The sequence below is a fragment of the Ruegeria sp. CE6 genome (genome assembly GCF_056537485.1).
The window spans coordinates 92457-109230 of the sequence record NZ_JBQFRR010000003.1 but is presented as its reverse complement, the minus strand read 5'-3'; the positions used below and the strand labels follow the sequence as shown (position 1 = coordinate 109230).

Genomic DNA, 16774 nt, shown 5'->3' with positions numbered 1-16774 from the left:
ATCCAACTAAAATTTGCACTGTGCAGAATTATCTTTGGATGCCAAATACGCAATTCTTTAGACGAAATGCAATGCTATTCGCGCCCCTACAAACCGCTGTAGGGGCGCTCATAACGCTGCAATGCCGACATTGATTTCATTAAAAAAATCTTGGAAGTTCGCCCATAACTCTGCGCGGTATTTGCGCATAAGTCTGCACGATTTGCCCATAAGTTTGCATGCTACATAGAACTCGTTGAACAAACAGGCTCTCAGGTTTATCTGCGATGCCCAGATGCAACTTACTCCCAATAACAAGCAGACGAGCGCCAAGTGTTTGCTTGGCCATCCCAAGCACTGGCGCTGACGCATGACGTGGGATTTATTCCGTCGCAATTGGATCCATGGACGTTTGCGAGGACAACGCGTTGACGCCCAAATCAGCAACAGTCCAGCCTTGATTGAGCAAGGAATGAGCCTCCTCTTCTACCAGGAAGTGCGACATGCACCCCCCGTTTCGCAAAAATGAGAGGCGGCGCTTGAACACGCAAGACCGGACTCATTCAGAACCCAATCGCGTTGTAGGTCTCCGTCGAGATCGACCTTTTCAACCGCACCCCAATCTAAGTCAAATTGAGCGTCGTTGAATTCCGCACAGGCTCGTGCCGCCAGATCAACCTTCGCCTGCAAACCGGGCGGAAGGCGCGATACATCAGCCGCGACATCTGGTGAGGTCCAAACAAGGCCCGAAGCAAGCACAATCCCGGCGACCAAACACTTCATCTGACGCGCTATTTGGAAAGCTGGTTGGCACAAGGTATCAATTGCACTGATCATATCGGTAGTCCCCATATTCCAGCCAGTTTGCCGAGCCTTCGTTAAAAATCAGAAACTCGGACCTGTCCTCCCCAAGCAGGGCCACGACAAATCCGGCTGGCGGCTCAGAATTTCCGAAGTAACTGTAAGCAGTCATGGCTCTGATCGACTCGCCGTTGACTGTTACTCGCGCGTCCCACTCTTCCCCCGAGTTGTCCAAAATTACGGGTTCGATCACGCGCTCTATCGCTCCGCCACCACAATATACGATGCCTTCGGGGGGTTCGTAGGAGGACCGCTGGCTAGGATCTGAATCGCAGGCGGAACGAAGGGACCGAATTGCCGCGCTGGAACCTTTCATGTCAAAGATTCCGTAGCTGACATCTTGATCAATCATCGACAGGTTAACAGATGCATTGGCCGCAAGCTGGCCCAGTACAAAACCATAGTCCTCTTGACTATTGAAACTAACTTCGACGGGATAGTTATCAACGATCTGTACGGCAGCGTTTTCTGCGCCAACCTGAAATGCTCCAACTTCGGTGGCTCCGTTCTTCAAGAAACGAATGGAAAGCCCCTGCTTGTCCGTAATGTCCTGGCTGTCCTCATATCCAGCCGGAGCAAAGCGAATACGGTTACACTGAAGTTCCAGCGTCATGTTTCCGGTTTGAATAAATGCATTGGGAATAGGCCCAGAGTTGAACGACCACTCCGCTGATGCAGTGGTCGCCATAACCATCATTAGCGTCCCAGTGGAAATCGTTTTGAAACTCTTTTTCTCTCTCCATGGTGTTACGGTTCGCACTGTCATTCAGCCTGAGATTCCGGCCAATTGCCCCGGCAACCAGGTCAGGAAACAGGTTCGCCGTATTCGTTTGCGCCTTCTTCCGAAGGGCGCGTCAACCACCAGATCATCAGAATGGACAGAACCAATTGAAGAATTGAGACAACAACAATACCGGTCACGCCCAGGACTGCCGCGGGTCCTCGTAATGCGTCAGGGTTCTCGGTCCCTTGCTCCAATACCGAAAAGAACGCCACGCCACCCAGCATAACAAAAAGCGTTGTAATGCTGAGCGCCATCGGCAGCAGCAAATACCAGCCAGGTCGTCCTGTATCATGCAGCCTTCGCCAACCGGCGGCCAGCATAGGTATGAGAACAGCCAGTTGAAAAACAGAGGACAGAACCCGAGATCCTTGCCCTGTCTCGGGGTTAGTCCCGAATAGGATCGTATCCAGCACAGCCAAAGCAGCACTCACTAGAACCACAAACAAGAAGAACCACCAGTATTCTGAACGTATAGCCCGGCCGGAGAACTGGAAGTATTTTGAAAAACACGTTTTAACGGCCTCAATAAATCCCATTTTCATTCCTTTCTTAATCTCTGTGCGGCCTCAAAACGTTTCGCCACCTAGAAGAACAAACTCGCCTGTATGGATGCTCTCACTTACCTTTTTGTTTGAATGCAGAGGCCTATCGTACGAGAGCGTAGAGAAATTTACGCGCGGAAAAAATGTTGATTTATGAAAAAATAGATTCAAACATGCGAATTCGACATAACTTTCATTTTACCTCCGTTGATGTCGCTGTCGCCCGATTTGTCGGGCCCTTCCGACTGCTGGAGTGAGTGCTGGCGGTCGGAGGCCCTCAAACAAAGATCAAGCATTGGGAGGACGCGATGCTGAAGCTTAACGTACTCCCCCTCTTTCCAGAGTTTGTTCTAGCTTTCGCCAGTGTCGTCATTCGGCCTTCGCACATTGTCGGCGGCCCCGATGGTCAACGAAATGTTGTTCCGCCGAGCAAGCCCCACGCGGCAAGTTTTGGGAAAGATAGTCAAAGGATCGAGGTAAGTTCTATTGGCTGCGCAGACGCGAGAGCTTCAAATAAACGCATCCAATTTCACTAATTTCAACGGACCCAGAGGGAGAAGAAAATGACCAACAAGATGGTGATGATTTCAGGCGCAACTTGTTTCGCAATGCTTGCGGCCTGTGACGACACGAGTACATCCAGTGCGTCCGCCGAGCTCACACCGGCTCAGCAAGCATGTTTGCGAGATGTAGCCAACACGACGAACAATTCGCAAGTCGTTGTGCTCTCATCCGCGTTTAGCGAGGCTGGAACACAAGTCACTGTCGGTGTTGGCGAGGATCGTGCTCCTTGGAATTGCATTGCCTACAGTGATGGCGCGACCGCTGGTATCGAGTTCCTGGGCGACGAAGGCGCATTGTAGTCTGTTTGCTGTGTATCTCGAAAGCACCAGTCGTGATCAAATTTGAATAACGGCAAGCTCAGACATTCAAACCTCGTAATAGGATTAGGCTCTAACATTCTCAATCATGCAAAGGTTGTAGAAAATGCCCGTAACCAACTCAGTTGTAATTGCGATCATTTGCACTTTTGTGGCCATTGTTTCGGTTCCAAAATACAGCATTGCACAAACCTGGGACATAGCATCACAGCACTCAGTCAACGGCGTAACGGTGTATGATACGGATGAGCTGTTAACTTTTGCCGGTCAATTGGCCTTCAATCGGTCAGGGCGCATCACAGCGGTGGAGGTCGCATCAACGATCACTCAGATCTACCGAGAAGACGGTTATTTTTTGGCTGAAGCCTGGCCCGGTCCCGATGGGCAGAGCATAATTGTTGATGAAGGGCGCATTCAAACCATCGAAATTGAAGGTGTAGATACGCGTACGTTTCAAACACTAGAGAAGATTTTTCAGCCCCTCACCACCTCCTATCCCATAACGCTGAAACGATTTGAGCGGGCAGTGATGCTGGCCGAGGACATACCTGACTTGGAATTGTCGACCGAACTTGATTACCCGGATCAGACTGGTGCTCGGCTGAGAGTATTGGGAGAGCCACTGCGAAAACAAGCCGGTAGTGCGACACTCGACAACCCTCCGCGTGAGCTTGGAGAAGCGCTTAGTTTTTATGTCGTACAAGAGTTTTATTCGACGCTGACCGTCGGAGATTTGCTGCGATTTGAGGGATCAGGCAATTACAATTGGGACAAAGACGATGAACACTCATTGTGGGGCGCACTTACCTATCGCACGCCGCTGAACAGCAATGGTCTATACGGTGAGATCTTCTACGGGAACATAAACGCAAAACGTGACCTCTCGGGGGACTTTGCGAGAACAGATATTGACGGCGAGAACTTCACAGTCGCGATGGGTTACCCCGTGATCCGCGATGTGGCCCGTTATGGGTATCTTCTGCTGGACTATCGCCTTTCAAAAGCGGATTCAGTCAGTGGTGGCGTTCCACTATCCAGTGACGCGAATGTCGTTGGCCTTACGTATCTTTACGGGCAAAACTATCCAAAGGGACAAGCTCTGGAAGCGGGGCTAACCTTATCTTTTGGTGACAATGACAACGACACGACAGACGCGAGTTTTGACGACGGGGACTCTTCTTTCTGGCATCTACGAGGCGGCGTCGGATACGAAAGCCCACTTACGGGCTTGTCGCCCAACACAGCTTGGCGCACCGAGATTTGGGGGCAGTACACAACAGACCGGTTGCCCTCTGTTGAAGAGTACTTCCTTGGTGATCGTTATGCTTTGCGCGGATATCGATTTGACGAAGTAGACGGTGATTCCGGGATTTCTGCGATATTCGAAGTATCTCACTCCTACTTCCCCAGCTCTCAGAGCATTCATCGGCTAACGCCCTTTGCCTTTTTCGACGTGGGTTACATCTCGAACAATGACCCTGCGAGTTTTGAAGTTGATAATGCTACACTGGCATCCACAGGTCTGGGTTTGGACATCGAGTTCAAGCGAAACCTATTTCTGTCCGGATACGTCGGTGTCCCTTTGAGAGACGGCCCTTTAACCGAATCTGGCGATCCTGGCGCGTATCTTGCTCTGACAACAAGTTGGTGAGGATGTTATGAAACGGAACCGCATTGTTTTACTTACTGCAGCTTGTTTGATTGCAGAACTGGCCGCTACTCAGGTCGTTGCCCGCGGAAATCACTACGGGTGGTGCCGAGGCGTAGGGAACCCGCACCAGTCGAGCCAAGGATGCGGGCAGGCTGGTGGGCAAGGGGCAGGTAATCAAGTTACTGGCCCAACTCAGCCGGTGGCAAATCAGTTGCCGCCTAAGGGAACGCAGCAAACACCCACGTCCGTTACTGTTCCAGTCCTTGCTCCGGGCGCGGTTCCGAACGCAATTCCCGGTCAGGTTCCAATTGCGACACCAATAGCGGTTCCTGGTCAGGTTCCCACACCGATAGTAGCGCCGACGCTAACTCCGCCTTTGGCACCAAACGCGACACCAAACCGGGTTCCGACAGCCGTTCCCAATCAGGTTCCACCATTGGCTACCGGTCCTACCGCGGTGCCGCCGCAAGTTCCGACTGCAACTCCTAATCAAGTTCCGATAGCTATCCCTGGCCAGGTTCCGCCTCAACCTACCGGCCCAACAGCGGTACCGCCACTTGTGCCAACCGCAACGCCAAACCAAATACCAGTCGCAGTTCCTGGTCAGGTCCCACCTCAGCCCACTGGACAAACTGCTGTGCCACCGCTCGTCCCGACTGCAACACCAAACCAGATTCCGGTCGCAGTGCCCGGCCGTGTTCCGCAACCCAGCGGTACTACGGCGACACCACCGCTTGCCCCAACCGCAACCCCCAATCAGGTTCCCACGGCGGTTCCTAGCCAGGTTCCACAGTTGACGCCGAAACCGACGGCAACTCTCGTGGCCGTCCCAGGACATCCGAAACCTCAAGGCGTCGTGACAATCATGCGCCCCAAGCCGAGGCCGACAACCGGTAGTGTCCAGCAACCCAGCACAACACAAGTGACCCACCATTTAACCCACCAAAGTAATGCGAAGAAACACGATCACGTCGCATCAACACCTGGACGACATGACCCGCATGACCTACCGAGATTCCGCGACGCGGCAGCCAAGGAAGACTGGGAATGCGTAGCCAGCGGATTCGGACAGCGCCGGTATGATGCTGGGCGAGGCGTATTGCTGAACAACGGAGCGTTGCGGCACCTCGGAAACGTGGACGCTATGGCAAGGGATGTGCCTGCAAGGCATCCAAAACATTCTGGATGCATTATTTCGGTCAAACGAAAGCAGCGCTGAGGCTCGCATGGTAGGTTTTACTCGGACAATGAGATTAGTCGACCAATAGTTCGTCAATTGTCATCTGGATAATTGGATTTCGTATTGCCCATATTCCCTGGCGTTTACGTTGGCTGACGTAGCCCAAAAATGCTCTGTACCTAAATTTGCCTCAATTAGGCCAACAATCTAAAGTGCCGCACTTCCAAGAAGAGCCTCCGACCATCTGGGACGGTCAGGTCGGGCAAGCGAAACTTTGAACGGCAACTTTGCAATGTCAGCTTTCTGCGCATCGCAGACCTTCGCGAGAATCCAAGTTTCCTTAGAGTTGCCCTTTGCGGGATTGAGAAATGCAAAGGGTCGAAACCACAACGACTAGGCCAAAACTGATTGAATTCGTCGCCAATGCCGACAATCGCGCAGTGCAAAACTGTGGGCGAACTGCGCAAATTTATGGGGTGTGCGAAGTGTTATGCGCAAACCTACAACCGCTCAAAAATCCAAATTCTCCACGCTCAGAGCATTCTTTTGAATGAATTCACGGCGTGGCTCTACCACATCACCCATGAGTTTGGTGAACAGATCATCGGCCTCGACCATATCATCCACGCGTACTTGCAACAGGGTCCGTGCGTCCGGGTCCAGCGTTGTTTCCCAGAGTTGATCGGGGTTCATCTCTCCCAAACCTTTGTAGCGTTGCAGCGACAAGCCCTTTTCGCCCTCCTCCAGAATCGCGCGCAGCAGGTCGAGCGGGCCGTGTATGACTTGACCCCGATCGCGACGCACCAACGTTGCGGGAGTGTTGTAGACCTCTTGCAGGCTTTGGGTGAAACTGCCGGTTTTGCGGGCCTCACCCGAACGCAACATGGGGCCGTCCAGTGTGCGTACTTCTTCCACACCGCGCAGGATGCGCGCGAGGCGGATGCCGTGATCCTGTGTGATGCGGCCTTGCCAGCCGCGTTCGTATTCCAGTGCAATCAAGTCAAGGCGCGCCGCGACCTTGTCGGCCACGCCCTGCAAATCGGCATCAACAGCGCCGGGCACGAAAGCACCGGCTACAGCAGCCTGCTCCAGAATATGGCGCGGATAATGCGTTGGGAAGGCGTCCAGCACACGCTTCAGCTGGCGCGCTTCATCCACTACGCGGGTCAGGTCCTGGCCGATGATTTCCTCGCCCGAGCCTAATTTAAGTACTGCGCCTTCGACGCCCTGATTGATCAAATAATCATCCAGCGCGGCCTGGTCCTTCAAGTAAACCTCTGATTTACCTCTAGAAACCTTGTATAGTGGTGGTTGAGCGATGTAGAGATACCCGCCCTCGATCAACTCTGGCATTTGCCGGTAGAAGAAGGTCAACAAGAGGGTGCGGATATGCGCGCCGTCAACATCTGCGTCCGTCATAATGACGATTTTGTGGTAACGCAGTTTTTCGATGTTGAATTCGTCGCGGCCAATGCCGGTGCCAAGCGCCATCACGAGGTTACCGATCTCTTGGCTCGACAACATCCGGTCAAACCGCGCCCGTTCCACGTTCAAGATTTTGCCACGCAAAGGCAGAACAGCTTGTGTCAGCCGATCCCGACCGGTCTGGGCAGAACCACCAGCCGAGTCCCCCTCGACCAGGAAAACTTCGGTCTTGGACGGATCTTTTTCAGAGCAATCCTTGAGCTTACCAGCCAGATAGTTCACATCCATCGCAGTCTTGCGGCGGGTCAGTTCGCGAGCTTTACGGGCGGCCTCGCGCGCTAAAGCTGCCTCGATGATCTTACCGACAATCCCCTTAGCCTCACTCGGGTTCTCTTCGAACCATTCAGCCAGCTTCTCGTTCATCAGACCTTCGACCGCCGGGCGCACCTCAGAGCTGACCAGCTTGTCCTTGGTCTGGGACGAGAATTTCGGGTCGGGCACTTTCACAGACAACACGCAGGTCAGGCCTTCGCGTGCATCGTCACCGGTAAAGCTGACCTTTTCCTTCTTCGCGATCCCGCTGGACTGAGCATAGTTGTTGATCGTCCGGGTCAGTGCACCACGGAAGCCAGCCACATGGGTGCCGCCATCGCGCTGCGGGATGTTGTTGGTGAAGGGCAGCACGGTCTCATGATAACTGTCATTCCACCACATCGCGATTTCCACGCCGATATCGTCACGCTCGCCCTTGATATAAATCGGTTCGGGCATCGCCGGTGTCTTGGACCGGTCGAGATATTTGACAAACTCTTTGACGCCACCCTCGTAGAACAGTTCGGTTTCCAGCCGCTCAGCAGGGCGTTCGTCGATCAGAATAATCCGCACGCCTGAGTTCAGGAAAGCCAGCTCGCGCAAGCGCTTTTCCAGCGTCTCAAACGAGTATTCGAGGTTCGAAAACGTGTTGGTCGAGGCCAGAAATCGTACCTCGGTTCCCGTGCGATCGCCACACTCGCCAACGACTTTCAGATGTTCCGCCGTCTCTCCACCTTCAAAACGCGCCACATGTTCCTTGCCGGCCCGCCAAATGCGCAGTTCCAGCCAATCGGATAGCGCATTCACCACCGAGACGCCCACTCCATGCAGACCGCCTGACACCTTGTACGAGTTGCTGTCGAACTTACCGCCAGCGTGCAGTTGGGTCATGATGACTTCAGCCGCTGAAACGCCTTCCTCGGGGTGGATATCCACCGGGATTCCACGTCCATTGTCGCTGACCGAAACGCTGGAATCCGCGTGAATTTTTACAGTCACATGGTCGGCATGACCGGCCAGTGCCTCGTCAATTCCGTTATCGACAACCTCGTACACCATATGGTGCAGACCCGAACCATCATCCGTATCCCCGATATACATACCGGGACGTTTGCGAACTGCCTCTAAGCCTTTGAGAACTTTGATGGAATCAGCGCCGTATTCTTGGGGTGCCTGTGCGTCTTCGGACATGCCGTTAGTACCTATATTATTTTGGTAACTTATACGTTTTCTGGTGGGGATTGTCACGTGCTCCCCCCATATTTTGTGGTTCTGATCCGCTTAATTTGCGGATCAAAGCCGATCAAGGTCTGCTGCAATATCCTCGGCAATTTCTGCCGCGTTCACATCGTCCCGTTCGGCTGACAATCGCAACCCCAGAAGGTCGGATTGATAGCGCGCCGCCAAGCGATCCGGGTCATGACTTGGCGCGATTTCTCCGGCCTTCTGCGCGCTGCGAAAGAGGTCCGCAAAACAAACTTTCATGTCAGCCATATGGGACTGCGCCTGATCAGCCAGATCATGGTCTTTGGCTTGCAATTCCGCATAAGTCTTCGCCAACATGCAGGCTTTTGTTGGCAGCTCCGACGCCTCGATCACACGACGAGGTTGCACCTTAAGAGCACCAAGCGGGCCCAATTCCTGCGCCAAAGCCTTCATATTGGCAACCCCTTCCTGAGTATACCGCTCTAACGCCAGGGCGTAGAGCGCATCTTTCGACCCGAACGCCGCGTAGAAGCTGCCCGGTTTCAGCTTCAGCTCTCGCTCGAGATCCTTAAGCGACGTCCCCGCCCAACCGTGACGCCAGAAAATATCTCGCGCCTGCGCGATAAGCGCGTCTCGGTCATATGAGGGTTTGCGGGGCATCGTTTCACCAATTCTTGAACGTTCGCTCAAATATATACTTGAGTGATCGCTCAAGAAACCCTAAATACGACTCATCGCGCCAGAAACAGGAGTTTTGACATGGCCAATTTCCCGTCTCACGACCTAGAAACCGCCCCGGAAGGGTCCAAGCCGCTGCTTGAGAAATCTCAGGCTGCATTCGGCCGCCTGCCCGGTCTTCATAAAGTAATGGCCGAAAGCCCCCAGCATCTGGAAGGCTATCAGGTTCTGCACGGCCTGTTTCTGCAGACCGATTTCAACAACGACGAAAAAACCGTTGTCTGGCAAACCATCAATGTCGAAAACGAATGCCATTACTGTGTGCCTGCGCATACCGGCATCGCAAAGATGATGAAAGTCTCTGACGAGATCACCGAGGCGCTGCGCAACGAAACTCCGCTGCCCACGGCCAAGCTGGAAGCGCTACGCACCTTTACCCTGCAAGTGATGGAAACCCGTGGAAACCCGACTGAAGAACAGCTGCAGGCCTTCTTTGACGCTGGCTATTCCCACCGTGCGGTCCTGGATGTCGTACTGGGTCTGGCACAAAAAACCATGTCGAACTACGTCAACCACATGGCCAAAACCCCGGTCGACGAAGTGATGCGCGGCTTCCTTTGGGAACGCAAAGTCGGCGAGCCTGCCTAAACGCTGACGACCGAGCCCTCGTCGCCTTCGGTAACGACCAGCGTTTGGGCTCGATCCCCCAATTCCGCAAATAGCTCAGGCCCGGTGCCCGTCATCCAGGCCTGTGCACCCAGCGCACATATCTCATCATACAACGCAGCGCGCCGACTCGCATCCAGATGCGCGGCCACCTCATCCAGCAATACAATAGGAGGTGCTCCAACCATCTCCGCCAACGCTCGCGCGTTTGATAGGATCAGCGATACCAGCAGTGCTTTCTGCTCACCGGTCGAGCAATCTTTGGCAGGAACGCCCTTGGCGGAATATACACCATACAGGTCTGATCGATGCGGGCCGACCAAAGTCCGCCCGGCGGCCAGATCGCGAAACCGGCTTTCATCCAAAGCTTCTCGCAAGTCTTCCGCCGTCTCAGGCATTGCACCTTCGGTTTGAACCAATTCAAGATCCGCTGACGGAAAGGCCGTCTCAGCTTTATCCTGTGCTGAGCGCAGATACTCCAACGCACTCAATCGCGTGGCGTGGATGCGATGCCCCATCTCGGCCATCTGCCCTTCCAGCGCCGCGTACCAATGGGCATCGCGAACTTGTTCTTTCAGCAACCGGTTCCGCTCGCGCATCGCTTTTTCATAGGTCAGAGATGCCTCGGCATGTGCCGGATCAAAACTCAGCGCGATCCGGTCGAGGAACCGCCGCCGCCCTTCAGCCCCTTCGATCCAGAGACGGTCCATCGATGGGATTAACCAAACTACCCGCGCCAGCTTTCCCAATTCAATCTGGCTTGAGGTTTTCTCATCAATCCGCACTTGCCGCGCCGCACCACCTTCGGACCAGGTTTCAATCTCGAAATTCTGTCCTTGCGCATTCAATAGCCCAATCAGCTTCCACCCCAGCGCCTCGGGGCGCCGTGTCATCTCAGCGGCGCTTGCCCGCCGCATCCCGCGCCCGGGTGAAAACAGAGAAACCGCTTCCAGGATGTTGGTCTTACCGGCACCGTTTGGCCCATGGATCGCGACTGGCCGCCCGTCCAACGACAGGCGCGCCAGCTTATGAGACCGAAAATGCGAGACCGTAAGCTCGGTCAGGGCCAATCCCATGACCCCTCTCTTTCGTTAGAGATCACCCAGTCGAGGCAATCAGACGCGCATCGGCATTACGACATATACCGCGCTTTGGTCGTTGCCTTCGCGCATCAGCGTCGGATCACCTGCCGAGTTGAACATAAACACCGCATTTTCACGATCCACCTGAGACGCGATTTCGAGCAGATACTTAGCGTTGAACCCGATCTCCAGGCGCTCATCCCCGTAAGCAACTGCCAGCTCTTCCTCAGCCGCACCACTGTCGGGTGCATTCACTGACAGAACCAGCTTATCCGCATCCAATTGCAGTTTGACGGCCCGCGACCGCTCGGACGAAACTGTCGCCACACGATCCACAGCCTGCGCGAATTCAGCCGCGTCCACTTCTAACTTGCGCGTGTTACCTTGCGGGATGACACGTGTGTAATCCGGGAACGTTCCGTCGATCACTTTCGAGGTGAGCGTGATGTCAGGCGTTGCAAACCGCACCTTGGTTTCACTGACCGAGACGGCGATGTCCATCTCGTCATCATCCAGCAGCTTGCGCAGTTCGCCCACGGTTTTGCGGGGCACGATCACGCCCGGCATATCCGCTGCACCATCCGGCAGATCCGCATCGATCCGTGCCAAGCGGTGACCATCAGTCGCCACGCAACGCAGTACCTTGCCGCCCTCGGAACCATCCGCAACGTGCATGTAAACGCCGTTCAAATAATATCTCGTCTCTTCCGTGGAAATGGCAAACTTCGATTTATCGAACAGCCGGCGCAACAATGCCGCCGACGCCGTAAAGTTCGATTGGTATTCTGAAGACGCCATAACCGGGAAATCTTCTTTCGGCAGCGTGGCCAGAGAAAAATTCGAGCGCCCCGCTTCCACGGTCAACCGCCCAGCTGCACTATCTGCGGTTAGGGTCACCAGCGCCCCATCGGGCAGTTTGCGTACGATCTCATGTAGCGTTGTGGCCGCAACAGTCGTGGCGCCCGCTTTCTCGACCTGCGCGGGGGCCTTGTCGACCACTTCGATGTCCAGATCGGTGGCACGAAACAGCGCCTGATCGCCTTCGGCCTCGATCAGCACGTTGGCAAGTATGGGAATGGTGTTGCGACGTTCGACAACTGACTGGGCCTGCGAAACGGCCTTGAGAAGGGTGCCGCGTTCGATGCTGATCTTCATACCCTCTGTTCCTTTGACTTGCGTGCCGAAATAGGCGGGACTGGCACGTTAGCGTCTCAGCCCTGAGGCACAAGGATTTTTTACGGATTTCTGGGTCGGATTGCCTCGGTGGTCAAGAGCAGCGCGCGTGAAACACACCAGATCATTCTCAACCGTGGACAATAGCGCACAAGAAAACACCCCGAACGCAATAGTCCGGGGTGTTTTTCAAGGATTCAGTGCGGTTTAGGCTTCCAAGGCCCGGCGCAGCATCTCAACATCTTCGGCAATCTGGCCATCGGTCAACTTCAGCTCTTCGATGCGCTTCACGCCATGCATGACCGTGGTGTGGTCGCGCCCGCCAAATCGACGGCCAATCTCAGGCAGCGACCGACTGGTCAGTTGCTTGCACAGATACATCGCCACCTGACGCGGACGCGCATAGGACCGCAGGCGTTTAGGGCCGATGATATCGCTGAGGCGGATGTTGTAATAATCCGAGACCTTGCGCTGGATCTCTTCGACGGTGATCTTGCGCTCGGAGGCGCGCAGTACATCGGCCAGACAATCCTGCGTCAGCTCCATATCGATCTCGCGCCCGACCAGCGAGGCAAAGGCAAAAAGGCGGGTCAGCGCCCCTTCCAGCACGCGCACATTGGTCGAGATGCGGTGTGCAAGGAACTCCAATACACCATCAGCAATGGTCAGATCGGGATAAGTGCTGCTGTACTGCTGCACTTTGTTCTGCAGGATTCCCAGACGCAATTCGTAGTCTGTGGGATGAAGATCGACGACAAGGCCACATTGCAGGCGTGACTTTACGCGGTCTTCAAGGTCCTTGATCTCGCCCGGCGCGCGGTCGGCCGAGATGATGATCTGCTTGTTCTGATCCACCAGCGCGTTGAACGTGTGGAAAAATTCTTCCTGCGTCGAATCCTTGCCAGCGATGAACTGCACGTCATCGACCATCAGCACATCGACCGAACGGAACAAGTGCTTGAAATCCATCATGCGGCGCTCACGCAAAGCCTGCACAAAGCGATACATGAACTGTTCCGCTGACAGATAAAGCACATTCAACTCGGGGTGCTTGGTTTTCAACTCCCACGCAATCGCGTGCATCAGGTGGGTTTTACCCAGTCCAACACCACCGTAAAGAACAAGCGGATTGAAAGTTACCGGGCCGCCCTCGGATACGCGGCGAGCTGCGGCATGTGCAAGTTCGTTGGGTTTGCCAACAACAAAGCTATCAAAGGTAAACCGTGGATCCAGTGGCGCAGCCTGTAGTGCTTCAAGCGCATCGTTGGCTGTATCTGTAACAGCGGGCCGGGTTTCTGGCGCGGGAGACGGCTTGGGCTCTTCCACCAATGTGGGACGGGCTGACGAATTGGCCGCTGTGCGAAATGCCAAGCGCTGAACCTTTTCGCCCGATGTGTTCAACTCATAGAGAATAAGGTCCGCAAAATTCTGACTGACATAGTTGCCCATGAAGTTGGTCGGCACCGAGAACACCGCTACACCATCCTGCAACTCCTGAAACTCCAAGGGTTCAATCCAGGTGGTAAAATTGTTCTTCCCAACCGCCTTCATCAATTTGCTACGCAGTTGTCCCCATTTCTCTTGTGTCATTCGGCGCCTCACGCATCCCATTCATTATTGGCCTTAAGGCCTTTTTTAATGTGTCCCGAATTACGGGCCTTTATGGCGCTCACACACAAGGGAACGTTACGCCAAACCTGATGGTCTGGCGGGTACGCTCGAATATCATCGCAGTCCAATACAGCACGGCCCCAAAATGGGGGCACACCCGGAATCCGGGATGCGCATGATATTCCAATTTATCGACAGGGCCAGGATCTTCGGCTAACCCGAGACCCAGAGCAGATCGTCCAACTGACCGAAGCCAGCTTTCGAACATTCGTTCCTAAATCTTTCCGATGCCCGTCGGTCAGATCCTTGGAACAGCCTGTCCCCCCAAGCGAGTGAATCGCTGATTAAGTCGTAGCAAGAGCCCAAGGGTCCGGGCAACGAAACTCTGATATTGACTCGGGGTTCTGGGCGAAAGAATCTCTCGGCTTCGTGAAGACGCGGCTTTCCGGCAACAATGAAAAAGGCGTCGCAATCAGCGACGCCTTTTTCGCAAATCAACGCTTGACGCGTTTTCCCAAAGAATCAGCCCAGCGCTTTGACGCGCGCCGACAGGCGCGACATTTTGCGGGCTGCGGTGTTCTTGTGGAAGACGCCTTTGGTGACGCCACGCATCAACTCAGGCTGAGCGGCGCGCAGGGCTGCGGTAGCTGCGTCCTTGTCGCCGGATGCGATCGCTTCTTCAACCTTGCGCAGGTGGGTACGGATGCGCGAACGACGCGCTTTGTTGACGGCGAAGCGCTTTTCGTTCTGACGGGCGCGTTTCTTTGCCTGGGGCGAATTTGCCATGTGTCTCTGACCTTTTGTTCGGTACGGTTATCTTGGGTTGCGCGCCACGGACATATCCGCACCGGATCAGAAATCACGAGTGTGAGTCGGGCCAAGCGGGCCGCACGCGCATGTATGACGGCGGTCTCTAACCAAGTTTGGCAGGTTTGCCAAGCTGATTCTTCCAGTATGTGATGAGGGAAAAAGGCGGGGTCTGCCCGCCTAATATCACTAAGCGACGATTATGATCACTTGTCGCGGAACTGAGCCGCACGTTTTTCCAGAAACGCGGCCATGCCTTCTTTCTGGTCCTCTGTCGCGAACATCGAATGGAACACCCGACGCTCAAACAGCATGCCTTCGCTCAGCGGCAGCTCATAGCTGCGGTTCACAGCCTCTTTGGCCGCGATGGCCGTGATCTGCGATTTCTCTGCAATCTTCTGCGCCGCACCGGTTGCCTCTTCGATCAGCTTTTTGGCGGGCACGACACGACTGACCAATCCCGCGCGCTCGGCCTCTTCCGCGTCCATGAAGCGGCCTGTCAGGTTCATATCCATCGATTTGGACTTACCAACGAAGCGGGTCAGACGCTGACTGCCACCAAGCCCCGCGATGACGCCCAGATTGATCTCGGGCTGGCCGAACTTGGCGGTGTCGGCAGCGATGATGAAATCGCACAGCATCGCCAGTTCACACCCGCCGCCCAGCGCGTAACCAGCAACGGCAGCGATGATAGGTTTACGGATCGCGGAAACCCTATCGTTGGCGTCTGCAAACAGATTGACGTCGAATACATCGACAAAACTCATCTCGGACATTTCCTTAATGTCCGCACCGGCGGCAAAGGCCTTGTCCGAGCCGGTGATGACGATGCAGCGCACCTTGTCATTGCTATCCGCATCTTCCAGCGCCTCGCACAGCTCACCCAGCAACTGGGTGTTCAGCGCGTTCATCGCATCGGGGCGGTTGAGCTTGATAAGGGCGACGTGGTCTTCGATTTCGACGATGATCGTCTCAAAAGCCATGAGGTGTAAGCTTCCGGTTGTTCCGTTCAGGTACGATTCCTTATCACGCGATTTCGCTGGATCAAGTTATCTTTGGCATTGCGCGCAATAGAAGGATGAGCGACCGGACTGGGTGATTCTCTTGATTTCAGCGCCACAACCCTCAGTTCGACAAGGCTCTCCTTCGCGGCCGTAAACGTCGAAACTGTGTTGAAAATATCCAAGTTCTCCATCGGCTTGGCGGAAATCGCGCAGCGATGACCCACCCGCTTCAATCGCGTCCTGCAACACTTTTCTGATGATCGGCACAAGGGCCGCAACGCGTGGCGCAGAAATCTGTCCCGCTTTGCGACGTGGCGACACCTTGCCGCGATAAAGCGCTTCGCAGACGTAAATATTACCCAAACCGGCAACGATTCCCTGATCCAACAACGCCGATTTGACCGGGCTGTTCTTGCCTTTGAAGGCGTCTATCAGGTGCTGTTCGTGAAAATCATTACCCAACGGTTCAGGTCCCAGAACCGATAGCAGCTTGTGCTGCTCCGCCGTTGCCGTCGGCAGCAGGTCCATTGCCCCGAACCGGCGCGGATCGTTGAAGATGATGCGTGCGCCATTAGCCATATGAAACACCACGTGATCATGTTTCTGCGCCATCGGATGCTCATGCGCATACTGTCCGAGCGGATCGCCAGAGACCGTCATCCGCCCCGACATGCCCAGATGGATCAACAACGTCTCGCCACTGCTGAGATCCGCCAGAATGTACTTCGATCGTCGCCGCAGCCGATCCACCCGTTGCCCCGTCAGCCGCTCGGCCATCCGAGCCGGGAAAGGCCAACGCAAATCGGGGCGATTCACATCCGCCCTTTCGATCACTGCGCCCTCCATTGCGGGGCTCAGGCCGCGTCTTACTGTCTCGACCTCGGGCAATTCGGGCATTACAGGGCTCCTATTCCAAAGGGCCGCATTGTGCC

The 16774-nt window shown here is 54.8% G+C and carries 14 protein-coding genes; 3 read left to right on the top strand and 11 right to left on the bottom strand.

The window, feature by feature from the left end:
• Positions 1-799 precede the first annotated feature (799 nt).
• Positions 800-1528: a hypothetical protein gene (locus tag ACR0DK_RS14445; protein ID WP_480736755.1), complete on the bottom strand. Its 729-nt coding sequence runs from the start codon at positions 1526-1528 to the stop codon at positions 800-802.
• Between the two features lie 116 nt (positions 1529-1644).
• Positions 1645-2160, bottom strand: coding sequence for a DUF805 domain-containing protein (locus ACR0DK_RS14440; protein WP_170395437.1), 516 nt, complete (start codon positions 2158-2160; stop codon positions 1645-1647).
• A gap of 569 nt (positions 2161-2729) precedes the next feature.
• On the opposite strand from ACR0DK_RS14440, the gene ACR0DK_RS14435 reads away from it, so the two are divergent.
• The gene (locus ACR0DK_RS14435; protein ID WP_170513675.1) at positions 2730-3029 is read left to right on the top strand and encodes a hypothetical protein; all 300 of its coding nucleotides are present in this window, start codon (positions 2730-2732) and stop codon (positions 3027-3029) included.
• 124 nt (positions 3030-3153) lie between these two features.
• On the top strand, positions 3154-4698 hold the full coding sequence (locus tag ACR0DK_RS14430) for a ShlB/FhaC/HecB family hemolysin secretion/activation protein (protein WP_480437374.1): 1545 nt from the start codon (positions 3154-3156) through the stop codon (positions 4696-4698).
• Positions 4699-4946: 248 nt separating this feature from the next.
• Here the strand turns inward: ACR0DK_RS14430 and ACR0DK_RS14425 are convergent, their stop codons facing one another.
• From ACR0DK_RS14425 to ACR0DK_RS14415, 3 genes are all read right to left on the bottom strand, one after another.
• Complete coding sequence (locus ACR0DK_RS14425; RefSeq protein ID WP_223117465.1) at positions 4947-5135, bottom strand: hypothetical protein; 189 nt, start codon at positions 5133-5135, stop codon at positions 4947-4949.
• Positions 5136-6388: 1253 nt separating this feature from the next.
• Positions 6389-8806, bottom strand: a complete 2418-nt coding sequence (gene gyrB, locus ACR0DK_RS14420) for a DNA topoisomerase (ATP-hydrolyzing) subunit B (RefSeq protein ID WP_170734132.1) — start codon at positions 8804-8806, stop codon at positions 6389-6391.
• A 102-nt stretch (positions 8807-8908) separates the two neighbouring features.
• On the bottom strand, positions 8909-9481 hold the full coding sequence (locus tag ACR0DK_RS14415; protein WP_170613687.1) for a TetR/AcrR family transcriptional regulator: 573 nt from the start codon (positions 9479-9481) through the stop codon (positions 8909-8911).
• Between the two features lie 99 nt (positions 9482-9580).
• Here ACR0DK_RS14415 and ACR0DK_RS14410 point away from each other — a divergent pair, with 99 nt between their 5' ends.
• The gene (locus tag ACR0DK_RS14410; protein ID WP_170423365.1) at positions 9581-10147 is read left to right on the top strand and encodes a carboxymuconolactone decarboxylase family protein; all 567 of its coding nucleotides are present in this window, start codon (positions 9581-9583) and stop codon (positions 10145-10147) included.
• Here ACR0DK_RS14410 and recF read toward each other — a convergent pair.
• The 6 genes from recF to mutM form a co-directional block, all read right to left on the bottom strand.
• Positions 10144-11241 (bottom strand): DNA replication/repair protein RecF, encoded by a 1098-nt coding sequence (gene recF / locus ACR0DK_RS14405; protein ID WP_480736748.1) that lies wholly within the window; start codon positions 11239-11241, stop codon positions 10144-10146. The genes ACR0DK_RS14410 and recF overlap by 4 nt on opposite strands.
• A gap of 39 nt (positions 11242-11280) precedes the next feature.
• Entirely contained in the window at positions 11281-12402 is a 1122-nt protein-coding gene (gene dnaN, locus ACR0DK_RS14400; protein ID WP_010442547.1) for a DNA polymerase III subunit beta, read from the bottom strand.
• Positions 12403-12627: 225 nt separating this feature from the next.
• Positions 12628-14010: a chromosomal replication initiator protein DnaA gene (gene dnaA, locus ACR0DK_RS14395; protein WP_223117463.1), complete on the bottom strand. Its 1383-nt coding sequence runs from the start codon at positions 14008-14010 to the stop codon at positions 12628-12630.
• A 543-nt stretch (positions 14011-14553) separates the two neighbouring features.
• Positions 14554-14817: a 30S ribosomal protein S20 gene (gene rpsT / locus ACR0DK_RS14390; RefSeq protein ID WP_010442545.1), complete on the bottom strand. Its 264-nt coding sequence runs from the start codon at positions 14815-14817 to the stop codon at positions 14554-14556.
• Positions 14818-15044: 227 nt separating this feature from the next.
• The gene (locus ACR0DK_RS14385; RefSeq protein ID WP_170395375.1) at positions 15045-15821 is read right to left on the bottom strand and encodes an enoyl-CoA hydratase; all 777 of its coding nucleotides are present in this window, start codon (positions 15819-15821) and stop codon (positions 15045-15047) included.
• Positions 15822-15887: 66 nt separating this feature from the next.
• On the bottom strand, positions 15888-16739 hold the full coding sequence (mutM, locus tag ACR0DK_RS14380; RefSeq protein WP_170567539.1) for a bifunctional DNA-formamidopyrimidine glycosylase/DNA-(apurinic or apyrimidinic site) lyase: 852 nt from the start codon (positions 16737-16739) through the stop codon (positions 15888-15890).
• Between the last annotated feature and the right edge of the window lie 35 nt (positions 16740-16774).

Coding starts and splice junctions, on each gene's coding strand:
- ACR0DK_RS14445 (WP_480736755.1), bottom strand. CDS start 1,528: ATGGCGACCACTGCATCAGCGGAGTGGTCGTTCAACTCTGGGCCTATT.
- ACR0DK_RS14440 (WP_170395437.1), bottom strand. CDS start 2,160: ATGGGATTTATTGAGGCCGTTAAAACGTGTTTTTCAAAATACTTCCAG.
- ACR0DK_RS14435 (WP_170513675.1), top strand. CDS start 2,730: ATGACCAACAAGATGGTGATGATTTCAGGCGCAACTTGTTTCGCAATG.
- ACR0DK_RS14430 (WP_480437374.1), top strand. CDS start 3,154: ATGCCCGTAACCAACTCAGTTGTAATTGCGATCATTTGCACTTTTGTG.
- ACR0DK_RS14425 (WP_223117465.1), bottom strand. CDS start 5,135: ATGGTGGAACCTGATTGGGAACGGCTGTCGGAACCCGGTTTGGTGTCG.
- gyrB (WP_170734132.1), bottom strand. CDS start 8,806: ATGTCCGAAGACGCACAGGCACCCCAAGAATACGGCGCTGATTCCATC.
- ACR0DK_RS14415 (WP_170613687.1), bottom strand. CDS start 9,481: ATGCCCCGCAAACCCTCATATGACCGAGACGCGCTTATCGCGCAGGCG.
- ACR0DK_RS14410 (WP_170423365.1), top strand. CDS start 9,581: ATGGCCAATTTCCCGTCTCACGACCTAGAAACCGCCCCGGAAGGGTCC.
- recF (WP_480736748.1), bottom strand. CDS start 11,241: ATGGGATTGGCCCTGACCGAGCTTACGGTCTCGCATTTTCGGTCTCAT.
- dnaN (WP_010442547.1), bottom strand. CDS start 12,402: ATGAAGATCAGCATCGAACGCGGCACCCTTCTCAAGGCCGTTTCGCAG.
- dnaA (WP_223117463.1), bottom strand. CDS start 14,010: ATGACACAAGAGAAATGGGGACAACTGCGTAGCAAATTGATGAAGGCG.
- rpsT (WP_010442545.1), bottom strand. CDS start 14,817: ATGGCAAATTCGCCCCAGGCAAAGAAACGCGCCCGTCAGAACGAAAAG.
- ACR0DK_RS14385 (WP_170395375.1), bottom strand. CDS start 15,821: ATGGCTTTTGAGACGATCATCGTCGAAATCGAAGACCACGTCGCCCTT.
- mutM (WP_170567539.1), bottom strand. CDS start 16,739: ATGCCCGAATTGCCCGAGGTCGAGACAGTAAGACGCGGCCTGAGCCCC.